This window comes from Paracoccus bogoriensis (genome assembly GCF_019431455.1).
GTDB lineage: Bacteria > Pseudomonadota > Alphaproteobacteria > Rhodobacterales > Rhodobacteraceae > Paracoccus > Paracoccus bogoriensis.
Map to the genome: position 1 here is coordinate 101,756 of NZ_JAHYSR010000002.1, position 11,110 is coordinate 112,865.

The 11,110-nt window shown below is 63.4% G+C and carries 10 protein-coding genes; 7 read left to right on the top strand and 3 right to left on the bottom strand.

The window, feature by feature from the left end:
* The 3 genes from galU to cysQ all read right to left on the bottom strand — a co-directional run bounded on the left by galU (nt 1) and on the right by cysQ (nt 2,673).
* Complete coding sequence (gene galU, locus KY389_RS01520; RefSeq protein ID WP_219828957.1) at nt 1-897, bottom strand: UTP--glucose-1-phosphate uridylyltransferase GalU; 897 nt, start codon at nt 895-897, stop codon at nt 1-3.
* Nucleotides 898-1,075: 178 nt separating this feature from the next.
* A complete protein-coding gene (locus KY389_RS01525) occupies nt 1,076-1,876 on the bottom strand; it encodes a 3-deoxy-manno-octulosonate cytidylyltransferase (protein WP_219828958.1) in 801 nt (266 codons plus the stop codon).
* Nucleotides 1,876-2,673 carry a 3'(2'),5'-bisphosphate nucleotidase CysQ gene (cysQ, locus tag KY389_RS01530; RefSeq protein ID WP_219828959.1) on the bottom strand — a complete coding sequence of 266 codons (798 nt, stop codon included), beginning with the start codon at nt 2,671-2,673 and terminating at the stop codon, nt 1,876-1,878. The genes KY389_RS01525 and cysQ overlap by 1 nt, the downstream gene beginning before the upstream one ends.
* Before the next feature lie 171 nt (nt 2,674-2,844).
* Between cysQ and KY389_RS01535 the strand changes: the two genes are divergently transcribed.
* The 7 genes from KY389_RS01535 (at nt 2,845) to KY389_RS15240 (ending at nt 11,097) form a co-directional block, all read left to right on the top strand.
* Nucleotides 2,845-3,666, top strand: a complete 822-nt coding sequence (locus KY389_RS01535; RefSeq protein ID WP_219828960.1) for an ABC transporter permease — start codon at nt 2,845-2,847, stop codon at nt 3,664-3,666.
* A 154-nt stretch (nt 3,667-3,820) separates the two neighbouring features.
* The gene (gene dnaK, locus KY389_RS01540) at nt 3,821-5,737 is read left to right on the top strand and encodes a molecular chaperone DnaK (protein WP_219828961.1); all 1,917 of its coding nucleotides are present in this window, start codon (nt 3,821-3,823) and stop codon (nt 5,735-5,737) included.
* 82 nt (nt 5,738-5,819) lie between these two features.
* On the top strand, nt 5,820-6,980 hold the full coding sequence (dnaJ, locus tag KY389_RS01545; protein ID WP_219828962.1) for a molecular chaperone DnaJ: 1,161 nt from the start codon (nt 5,820-5,822) through the stop codon (nt 6,978-6,980).
* A gap of 42 nt (nt 6,981-7,022) precedes the next feature.
* Nucleotides 7,023-7,790: a RadC family protein gene (gene radC, locus KY389_RS01550; protein WP_219828963.1), complete on the top strand. Its 768-nt coding sequence runs from the start codon at nt 7,023-7,025 to the stop codon at nt 7,788-7,790.
* 239 nt (nt 7,791-8,029) lie between these two features.
* Nucleotides 8,030-8,593: a ubiquinol-cytochrome c reductase iron-sulfur subunit gene (gene petA, locus KY389_RS01555; RefSeq protein ID WP_219828964.1), complete on the top strand. Its 564-nt coding sequence runs from the start codon at nt 8,030-8,032 to the stop codon at nt 8,591-8,593.
* 10 nt (nt 8,594-8,603) lie between these two features.
* A complete protein-coding gene (gene petB, locus KY389_RS01560; RefSeq protein WP_219828965.1) occupies nt 8,604-9,926 on the top strand; it encodes a cytochrome b in 1,323 nt (440 codons plus the stop codon).
* 385 nt (nt 9,927-10,311) lie between these two features.
* Complete coding sequence (locus tag KY389_RS15240) at nt 10,312-11,097, top strand: cytochrome c1 (RefSeq protein WP_425517132.1); 786 nt, start codon at nt 10,312-10,314, stop codon at nt 11,095-11,097.
* The last annotated feature ends 13 nt before the right edge of the window (nt 11,098-11,110 follow it).

The window sequence follows — 11,110 nt, forward strand, 5'->3', positions numbered from 1 at the left end:
CTATTCTGCCGCGCGGCGCATCGCCATGACCTGATACAGGTATTCGGCGAATTCGTCCTTGAGGTCGTCGCGTTCCAGACCAAAGGCCACGGTCGCCTGCAGGAACCCGGCCTTCGAGCCGCAATCGAAGCGCTGGCCACGGAAGCGCAGGCCATAGACGTTGCGTCCGGCCTCGATCTCGTCGGCGATGGCATCGGTCAGCTGAATCTCGCCACCGGCGCCCTGCTTCAGCTTGTTGAGGTTCTTCATGATCGAGGGCGCAAGGATGTAGCGGCCGATCACGGCAAGGTTCGAGGGCGCGTCTTCTGCCTTTGGCTTCTCGACCATGCCCTTGGCGCGGACAATGGCGCCCATATCCTCGGCCACGTCCAGAACGCCGTAGGACGATACCTTGTCGGAAGCGACCTCCATCGTGGCGACCATGCTGCCGCCGGTCTCGCCATAGGCTTCGATCATCTGCTGAAGGCAGGGCGGCTCGCCCTGGATCACATCATCGGTCAGGACGACAGCAAAGGGCTCGTCATCCGACAGAAGCCGCCGGGCGCACCACACGGCATGGCCAAGGCCAAGCGCCTTGTGCTGGCGGATATAGGCGATCGCGCCGGAATCCATGTTGGTGCTGCGAAGAACCTCCAGCAGTTTGTCCTTGCCTGCCTTTCTGAGATTCGCCTCAAGCTCGTGGGCATGGTCGAAATAATCCTCCAGCGCGCCCTTGCCGCGCGAGGTGACGAAGATGAATTCCTTGATGCCAGCCGCCCGCGCCTCGTCGATGGCATATTGAATCAGAGGCTTGTCAACCAGCGACAGGATCTCTTTCGGGATGCTTTTCGTTGCTGGCAGAAATCGTGTGCCGAGTCCGGCTACGGGGAAGATGGCTTTCGTAACCTTGCGGCCCATGGAGAGATACCTCTTTCATTCTGACAATCCGGAAAATGCTGCGACAGCATCATTCCGGCGGCAACCGAATACAGTCCGAGTTTACGCCCCAAGCGGATAGTCGCCAAGAGATTCCTTTGAAATGGCGCGAATACTTCACGGCGATGTCTCATTCTGCACCGCAGCAACACGGCTCTGTTCAGGACTGACCCATTTCGGCCATCATTCTTTCGATACGAGCAACATCCGAGGGGTTGTTGAGTTCCCAGAATTGTCGGCCGCGCGCTTCGACCTCGACGCAAAGGACGTGGCACCCTTGTTCGAGGAAACGCAGTTGTTCAAGTCCCTCAAGCCGTTCCAGCGCACCTTCGGGCCAGCCGCGATAGGCGGCCAGCGCCGCAGGGCGATAGGCGTAAACGCCGACATGGTGAAAGACCGGGCTGGGCTGGTCTTCCCCGAAGCTGCCCGGCGCGAAGGGGATCACCTCTTTCGAGAAATAAAGCGCCCTTCCCCCCTGCCCGAATACCGCGGTCGTCCCGCCTACCCGGCCCGCGCGGCGGTCGGCGATCAGGTCCGCCCGCATCCTGCCCGTGCAGCGCAGGACCGGGGTGGCGATCTCGGCATCCGGGGCTGCGCGAAGGCCCGCGATCAGATCCTCGACGAACCAGGCGGGGGTCAGCGGCGCATCGCCCTGAAGGTTGATGACGATCTCGGGCGCGATGCCCATGCGCTCGATCGCCTCGGCACAGCGTTCGGTGCCGTTGCGGCAATCAGTGCTGGTCATCACCACTTCGGCGCCGAAGCCCTGGGCGTGATCGCGGATGCGGTCGTCGTCGGTCGCCACGACGACCCGGTCCACGCCGCGCACGGCCAAGGCGGCCTCGTGGCTGCGGCGGATCAGGCTGCGGGCCTCGCCGCCTGCGCCGCGCAACTCGACCAGAGGCTTGCCGGGAAAGCGGCTGGAGGCGTGACGCGCGGGAATGACGATAACGACCGACATCAGCCCTTCACCAACAGGACGCCCGGCGCGTAGGCGATGAAGAACGGATTCTCGAAGCCGGGCTTGCCGTAGGTCAACGCCTTGTGATCGTCGAAGCGCACGACCTTGCCGCCCGCGCCGCGCAGCACCGCGTCGCCCGCCGCCGTGTCCCATTCCATCGTGCGGCCCAGCCGGGGGTAGAGATCCGCCTCGCCCGTGGCCACAAGGCAGAACTTCAGCGAGCTGCCCGCGCTGGTCATGTCGCGCACGCCATAGCGCGCGATATATTCATCCGTCGCCGCGTCGCGGTGCGATTTCGAGGCCACGACCATCAGCGCGCGATTGTCTGGCGTCGCGTTGACGCCGATGGGGTGTGTTTCGCCCGGTTCGGCGCCGAAGGGGCCGTTTTCCTCGACCGAACGGCCGTCGGCGGTGGTGTAGAACAGCCGACCCCTGGCCGGCGCATAGACGACGCCGCGCACAGGAACGCCGTTCTCGACATAGGCGATGTTGACGGTGAAATCGCCGCGACGCTGCACGAATTCCTTGGTCCCGTCCAGCGGGTCCACGATCAGAAAGCTGTCGAGGCTCTGGCCATGCGTCTCGGCCTGTTCCTCGGTCACCAGGGGGATGTCGGGAAAGGCCGCGCGCAGACCCTCCGAAATCAAGGCATCGGCCGCCTCGTCGGCTGCGGTCACGGGCGAATCATCCGACTTGGCGCGCGTCTCGAAATCGTCCGAGCCGTAGATTTCCATGATCCGGTCGCCGGCCAGCAGGGCCAGACGGCGCATTTCCGAGGTCAGACGATCAAATTGCATCCAGTTTCCTTTCGAGGCGCGGGTCCGGCGGGCAAGCGTGGGCTCTGCGCAGATTGTATGGCCGCTTGCGCCCCCTTATGATGGCCTGCAAGCCCTACGGCAAGCATCAGGCGCGGCACATGCCCGCCCGATCCGCGGCTGAGCGGCGGCCGGGCATCGAAGGAACGACGCATGTTCAAGCAGCGCCATAACCGAAACATGCTGGAGGCGAGCTTCGCCACCCTGGCGCTGATCTATCACCAGACCGTTTACAAGCTGCGGACGCAGCACCGCAACGCGCTGGTCGGTCTGCTGCTGACGATGATGCAAAGCCTGATCATGATCGTGGTTCTGATGACCCTGTTCCTGCTGATCGGCGTCCGCACATCGCCGATCCGCGGCGATTTCATGCTCTACATCATGTCGGGCATCTTCATCTTCATGACTCATGTGCAGACGGCGGGGCAGGTCGCAAACAGCCACTCCATCTCGTCGGCGCTGGTCAAGCACGAGCCATTGAACGCCGCTATCCTGATTTCGGCAGCAGCCCTGTCGGTGCTCTACCGCCAGACGATCGTTTGCCTGACGGTGCTGGCCACATACCATCTGGCTTTTGCACCGATCTCGATTTACGACCCGGTCGGGGCGGCAGCCCTGTTCCTGCTGGCGTGGTTTTCCGGTGTCTCTGTCGGAATCATCTTTCTGGGCATAAAGCCCTGGGCGCCGGCCCTGGCGGCCACGCTGACCATCTTCTATCAGCGGATCAACATGTTCGCCTCGGGCAAGATGTTTGTCGCCAACACGATTCCCGGCTTCATCCTGCCCTGGTTCATCTGGAACCCGCTGTTTCACCTGATCGACCAGCAACGGGGTTTCCTCTTCATCAACTACGCGCCGCACCGCACCGTGCTGCTTTATCCGCTGTGGTTCTCGATCGGGGCGCTGATGATCGGCCTGCTGATCAACTTCACCACCCGCAAGTACGAATCCGCCAGCTGGGGCGCGATGCAGTAACAAGCGGACTCGCCGCTGCTTGCGGGCCTGAAATCCATCCCTATATACAGCCGCGAAGCCATTCCGGCAGAGCCGGGACCAAATCAAGGGATCGGGCCTTGGGGGCCGCAACGGACCCGAAGCCTGAACATCGCCGCAAGAAAGGTTAAGAACTATGTCCAAAGTCATCGGCATCGACCTCGGCACCACGAACAGCTGCGTCGCGATCATGGACGGCAGCCAGCCCAAGGTCATCGAGAACAGCGAAGGCGCCCGCACCACGCCCTCGATCGTGGGCTTTACGGATAACGAGCGTCTGGTCGGCCAGCCCGCCAAGCGTCAGGCGGTCACGAACCCCGCCAATACGATCTTTGCGGTCAAGCGCCTGATCGGCCGCCGGATCGACGATGAAGCCGTCGAAAAGGACAAGAAGCTCGTCCCCTACGCCATTGTCGATGGCGGCAATGGCGACGCCTGGGTCGAGGTGAAGGGCGAGAAGTTCTCGCCCGCGCAGGTCAGCGCGATGATCCTGCAAAAGATGAAGGAAACCGCCGAAAGCTATCTGGGCGAGCCCGTCACCCAGGCGGTCATCACCGTTCCGGCCTATTTCAACGATGCGCAGCGTCAGGCCACCAAGGACGCGGGCAAGATCGCGGGCCTCGAAGTGCTGCGAATCATCAACGAGCCGACGGCCGCCGCGCTGGCCTATGGCCTGGACAAGAAGGACAGCAAGACCATCGCCGTTTATGACCTTGGCGGCGGCACCTTCGACATCACCATCCTGGAAATCGACGACGGCCTGTTCGAGGTGAAATCGACCAACGGGGACACGTTCCTCGGCGGCGAGGACTTCGACATGCGCATCGTCAATTACCTGGCCGAGGAGTTCAAGAAAGAGCATGGCGTCGATCTGACCGGCGACAAGATGGCGCTGCAGCGCCTGAAGGAAGCGGCCGAAAAGGCCAAGATCGAACTGTCCTCGTCCACCCAGACCGAGATCAACCAGCCCTTCATCAGCATGGACAAGAACAGCGGCACCCCGCTGCACCTTGTTGTCAAGCTGACCCGCGCCAAGCTGGAAAGCCTGGTGGCCGACCTGATCAAGCGCACCATGAAGCCCGTGCAAGAGGCGCTGAAGGATGCCGGCTGCTCGAAATCCGACATCGACGAGGTCGTTCTGGTCGGCGGCATGACCCGGATGCCCAAGGTTGTGCAGGAAGTGACCGAGTTTTTCGGCAAGGAGCCGCACAAGGGCGTGAACCCCGACGAGGTCGTGGCGCTTGGCGCGGCGATCCAGGCTGGCGTGTTGCAGGGTGACGTGAAGGATGTCGTGCTGCTGGATGTGACGCCGCTGTCGCTGGGGATCGAAACGCTTGGTGGGGTCTTTACCCGCCTGATCGACCGCAACACCACGATCCCGACCAAGAAGTCGCAGATCTTCTCGACCGCCGAGGATAACCAGAACGCGGTGACGATCCGCGTTTTCCAAGGTGAGCGCGAGATGGCCGCAGACAACAAGTTGCTGGGCCAGTTCAACCTGGAAAACATCCCGCCCGCGCCGCGTGGTATGCCTCAGATCGAGGTGACCTTCGACATCGACGCCAACGGCATCGTTTCGGTCAGCGCCAAGGACAAGGGCACCGGCAAGGAGCAGAAGATCACCATCCAGGCCTCGGGCGGTCTTACCGACGAAGAGATCGAGCGGATGATCAAGGATGCCGAGCAGAATGCCGAGGCCGACCGATCCCGCCGTGAACTGGTCGAGGTCAGGAACCAGGCCGAAAGCCTGATCCATTCGACCCGCAAGTCGCTGGAAGAGCATGGCGACAAGGTCGATGGTTCGACCGTCGAGGCGATCGAACTGGCGCTCGGTGCGCTGGAGGAAGCGGTCAAGTCCGACGATGCCGGCAAGATCCGCTCGGGCATCCAGAACGTGATGGACGCCTCGATGCGTCTTGGCGAGGCGATCTACAAGGCGCAGCAGGGCGCCGAGGACGGCTCTGACGATAAAGGTGACAATCCGCGCAGCGTGGACGATGACATCGTGGACGCCGATTTCGAGGATCTGGGCAAAGACAAGAAGCGCGGCTGATCCGGGCCGCGAACCCGAGAAGGGCCGGCCCGCGCATCAGCGGGCCGGCTTGTTCGTTGGGGATTGCTGAACAGGACGACAGATGAGCAAGCGTTGCTACTACGAGGTGCTCGGGATCAGCCGCGGCGCCTCGGCGGACGAGATCAAGAAAGCCTATCGCCGCAAGGCCAAGGAGCTGCATCCCGACCGCAACAAGGACGACGCCACAGCCGAGGCCCGGTTCAAGGAGGTGAACGAGGCCTATGATTGCCTCAAGGACGATCAGAAGAGGGCCGCCTATGACCGCTTCGGCCACGCGGCCTTCGAGGGTGGCGGCGGTGGATTCGGTAGCGCGCGCGGCGGCCATCCGGGCGATTTCGGTGCGGCTTTCGCGGATGTGTTCGAGGATCTTTTCGGCGACATGATGGGCCGCCGCGGCGGCGGCGGGCGGTCGCGTGCCCAACGCGGCCAGGATCTGCGCTACAATCTGCGTGTCACGCTGGAAGAGGCCTATCGCGGCGTTCAGAAGGTCATCACCGTTCGAGGCTCGGTCATCTGCGAGGAATGTCAAGGCACCGGGGCCGAGGGCGCGTCCCAACCCGCCGTCTGCCCTACCTGCGCGGGCATGGGCAAGGTCCGGGCGCAGCAGGGTTTCTTTACCGTGGAACGCACCTGCCCGACCTGCGGCGGTGCGGGGCAGATCGTCAAGAACCCCTGCAAGGCCTGCCACGGGGCGGGCCGGGTGGAACGCGAACGCACGCTGTCGGTGAACATCCCTGCCGGCGTCGAGACAGGCACGCGCATCCGCCTGGCCGGCGAGGGCGAGGCCGGTCTGCGCGGTGGGCCTTCGGGCGATCTCTATATTTTCGTCGAGGTGGCCCAGCACGAGATTTTCCTGCGCGAGGGCAAGATGCTGGCCTGTCAGGTTCCGGTCAGCATGGCGACCGCCGCGCTTGGCGGCGAGGTCGAGGTGCCGACCATCGACGGAGGCCGGGCTCGGGTCAAGGTGCCTGCGGGCAGCCAGTCGGGCCGTCAGATGCGCCTGCGCGGCAAGGGGATGCCACCCTTGCGCCACGGTCCCGGCGCGGGCGGCGATTTCGGCGACATGCTGATCGAGCTGACGGTCGAGACGCCGGTGAACCTGTCGCCGCGCCAGAAGGAGCTGCTGCGCGAGTTCGAGGCCGCCGGTTCCGGCGGTAACAGCCCTCAATCCGAGGGCTTCTTCGACAAGGTCCGGCATTTCTGGGAAGGCATGACCCGTTAGGCGTTAGCGATTTCTTTACGGTCTTTCTGCCATGCTTGCGGCATGGACCAGAATCGCGCCTTCGCTGAAATGCCCCTGCCCCTTTTCGCGCCAGCCCCCGATGACGTGGCGCGGCCCCCGACCGGGGGCAGGCGCCCGCCCTCGTATCTGGCCGATCACCGGGCACGGCTGCGCGAACGCTTCATGGTGGGCGGGGCTGCCGCGCTGCCGGATTACGAGATGCTTGAACTTGTCCTGTTCCGGGCCATTCCGCGACAGGATGTAAAGCCCCTTGCCCGTCGCCTGATCGAGGTTTTCGGCGATTTCAACCGCGTCGTTACCGCTCCTCCGGCGCGCCTGCAACAGGTCGATGGCGTCGGTCCCGCAGTCGTCACCGAATTGAAGATCGTCGAGGCCGCGGCGCAACGAATGGCGCGCGCCCGGGTGATGCACCGTCCGGTCCTGTCCGGTTGGCAAGCGCTTCTGGACTATTGTCATACCGCCATGGCGCATGGCGAGATCGAGGAATTCCGCGTCCTGTTCCTGGACCGAAAGAACATCCTGATTGCCGACGAAGCACAGGCGCGCGGCACGGTCGATCATGTCCCCGTCTATCCGCGAGAGGTGATCCGACGTGCGCTGGAATTGAATGCTTCGGCGCTGATCCTTGTGCACAATCATCCCTCAGGTGATCCCACACCCTCGGATGCCGACATCGCCATGACCGCCCGCATCGCTCAGGCGGCCGAAAGCATGGGAATCACCGTCCACGACCATCTGATCATCGGCAAGTCGCGCGAACTGAGCTTTCGTTCGGAGGGGTTGCTCTGAGGCGAGCCACCTGTCACCCTGGCCGAGCCGGCAAGATGGCTGCGACAGCACGTTGCATCCTGGACGCAGGCGATGGCCGACGGTCCAGCGGATGCGGCGATTTGCGACGCCGCTTGCGGGCTTATCATCTGGACTGACACGGATTTGAACGCTAGAACCGCCTGCGCGAAGGCTGCGTTCGGACGCGGCCCGGAATGTCGTATCGGCCAAGATTTGAGGCCCGAATTGGAGTATGACCCGTGTCCCACGCAGATGACCACGTAGGCACCCGGAGGGATTTCCTCTATTATGCCACGGCGGGCGCAGGCACGGTGGCCGCCGGTGCCGCCGCCTGGACGCTTGTGAATCAGATGAACCCGTCGGCCGATGTGCAGGCGCTTGCCTCGATCCAGGTCGATGTCAGCGGCGTCGCTCCGGGTTCGCAGATCACCGTGCTGTTTCTGGGCAAGCCCGTGTTCATCCGCCGCCGCACCCCCGCCGAGATCGAGGCGGCGCGCGCAGTGCAGTTGAACGAACTGATGGACCAGAACGCGCAGAACCCGAATATTGGCGACAACGAGCCTGCGATCGACCAGAACCGGACGCTTGATGCCGAAGGCGAATGGCTGGTCCAGATCGGCGTCTGCACCCATCTGGGCTGCGTCCCGATCGGTGACGGCGCGGGCGATTTCGGCGGCTGGTTCTGTCCCTGCCACGGCAGCCACTACGACACGGCCGGGCGCATCCGTCGCGGTCCCGCGCCGCAAAACATGCACATTCCCGTGGCGTCGTTCCTGAACGACACCACCATCCAGCTGGGCTGAGGGGGGACCGATGGCCGGAATTCCGCACGATCATTACGAACCCAAGTCCGGGTTCGAGCGCTGGCTGCACCGCCGCCTTCCGGTGGCGGGGCTGCTTTACGACACCCTGATGATTCCCACGCCCAAGAACCTGAACTGGATGTGGATCTGGGGCATCGTCCTTGTGTTCTGCCTTGTGCTTCAGATCGTTACCGGCATCGTGCTGGTGATGCATTACACGCCGCATGTCGATCTGGCCTTCGCCAGCGTCGAGCACATCATGCGCAACGTGAATGGCGGCTACATGCTGCGCTATCTGCACGCGAACGGCGCTTCGCTGTTCTTCGTGGCGGTGTATCTGCACATCTTCCGGGGCCTCTATTACGGCAGCTACAAGGCCCCGCGCGAAGTGACCTGGATCATCGGCATGTTGATTTACCTGCTGATGATGGCCACGGCCTTCATGGGCTACGTGCTGCCCTGGGGTCAGATGTCCTTCTGGGGCGCGACCGTGATCACCGGCCTCTTCGGCGCCATTCCCGGCGTGGGCGAGGCTATCCAGACCTGGCTTCTGGGCGGACCGGCGGTCGATAATGCGACGCTTAACCGGTTCTTCTCGCTGCATTATCTGTTGCCCTTCGTGATCCTGGGCCTGGTGATCGTGCATATCTGGGCCTTCCACACGACCGGCAACAACAACCCCACCGGGGTCGAGGTGCGCCGGTCCAGCAAGGAAGAGGCCGCGCGCGACACACTGCCCTTCTGGCCCTATTTCGTGATCAAGGATCTGTTCGCCCTGGCGCTGATCCTGGTCGTTTTCTTCGCCATCGTCGGCTTCATGCCGAACTATCTGGGCCATGCCGACAACTACATTCCCGCCAACCCGATGGTGACGCCGGCCCATATCGTGCCGGAATGGTATTTCCTGCCCTTCTACGCCATCCTGCGCGCCTTCGACGGCGATGTCTGGCTGGTGCAGCTGGTCCAGTTCCTCACCTTCGGCATCGTTGACGCCAAGTTCTTCGGCGTGTTGGCGATGTTCGGCGCGATTCTGGTCCTGGCGCTTGCGCCCTGGCTGGACACGTCGCGGGTCCGCTCGGGCCGCTATCGCCCGATGTTCAAATGGTGGTTCTGGCTGCTGGCCGCGGACTTCATGTTGCTGATGTGGGTCGGCGCCATGCCGGCCGAGGGGATCTATCCCTACATCGCGCTGGTCGGGTCGGCCTACTGGTTCGCCTTTTTCCTCGTGATCCTGCCATTGCTTGGCGTGATCGAGAAACCCGATCCCGTCCCGGCCACGATCGAGGAAGACTTCAACGCGCATTACGGCGCCAAGGCGACACCGGCCGAATAAGGAGAGCCTAGGAATGACCCTGAGAACAAAGACGCTCACGGCGGCTCTGGCGCTGACGATCTCTGCCGGCGGGCTGGCTTGGGCGCAGGACAGCACGACCGTTCCGATGACGGCCCCGGCCGATGCCCCCGCCATGGGGGCCGGAGGCACGAACTTCGTCGCCTCACCCGAGACGACCGAAGCCCCCACGGCCGAGGCAGAGGCGACCGAAGCCCCTGCTGAGGACGCGGCGGCAGACGCGGCTGCAGAGGAAGAAGCGCCCATCGACGAAGCCGCAGCCGGGGCCGATGCGGTCGGCCTGTCTGCGGGCGGGGAATCCGTTGTTCCCGTTGAGACGACCGAGGCGGTGCCCGCCGTCGAGGATCATGCCCGTCTGGAAACCGGTATCGAGGAAGCCCTCGATCCGGGCGCCGACGAGGAAGCGGTCGATCCCTATGGCGGCGGCAGCTATTACGGCCATACCGAGGATGTTGCCTTCAGCTTCGAGGGCCCGTTCGGCCGCTTTGACCAGTTCCAGCTTCAGCGTGGCCTTCAGGTCTATACCGAGGTCTGTGCCGCCTGCCACGGCCTGGAATTCGTTCCGATCCGCACCTTGTCGGACCGGAACGGCCCCGGCCTGCCTGAAAACCAGGTTCGTGCCTATGCAGCCGAGTTGCTGCCGATCTTCGACCCTGCCTTGGGCGAAGAGCGTCCGCGCGTCCCTACCGACCACTTCCCCAGTATCGAGGGTGCGGGCATGGGCCCGGATCTCTCGGTGATGGCCAAGGCGCGTGCGGGCTTTCACGGTCCCTATGGCACCGGGATCAATCAGCTTGTGCGCGGCATCGGCGGCCCGGAATACATCTATTCGCTTCTGACGGGCTATACCGGACAGGAGAAGGAAGAGGCGGGCACGCTGTATTATGGCAACACCGCGTTTCCGGGCGGATGGATCAGCATGGCGCCCCCGCTGTCGGATGACCGCGTGACCTATGAGGACGGCACGCCGGCCACGGTCGAGCAGATGTCGCTGGATGTTGCGGCCTTCCTGATGTGGACTGCCGAACCCAAGATGATGGAACGCAAGCAGGTCGGGCTTGTGTCGGTTCTGTTCCTGATTCTGTTGACGGTGCTGCTGTATCTGACCAACAAGCGTCTCTGGGCGCCGCACAAGAACAAGCCGAAGCATTGATCGTCGCGAACAG

Excerpts from the sequence above, each read along its gene's own strand:
- dnaJ (WP_219828962.1), top strand. The coding sequence starts at position 5,820 with ATGAGCAAGCGTTGCTACTACGAGGTGCTCGGGATCAGCCGCGGCGCC.
- radC (WP_219828963.1), top strand. The coding sequence starts at position 7,023 with ATGGACCAGAATCGCGCCTTCGCTGAAATGCCCCTGCCCCTTTTCGCG.
- galU (WP_219828957.1), bottom strand. The coding sequence starts at position 897 with ATGGGCCGCAAGGTTACGAAAGCCATCTTCCCCGTAGCCGGACTCGGC.
- petB (WP_219828965.1), top strand. The coding sequence starts at position 8,604 with ATGGCCGGAATTCCGCACGATCATTACGAACCCAAGTCCGGGTTCGAG.
- KY389_RS01525 (WP_219828958.1), bottom strand. The coding sequence starts at position 1,876 with ATGTCGGTCGTTATCGTCATTCCCGCGCGTCACGCCTCCAGCCGCTTT.
- cysQ (WP_219828959.1), bottom strand. The coding sequence starts at position 2,673 with ATGCAATTTGATCGTCTGACCTCGGAAATGCGCCGTCTGGCCCTGCTG.
- dnaK (WP_219828961.1), top strand. The coding sequence starts at position 3,821 with ATGTCCAAAGTCATCGGCATCGACCTCGGCACCACGAACAGCTGCGTC.
- KY389_RS01535 (WP_219828960.1), top strand. The coding sequence starts at position 2,845 with ATGTTCAAGCAGCGCCATAACCGAAACATGCTGGAGGCGAGCTTCGCC.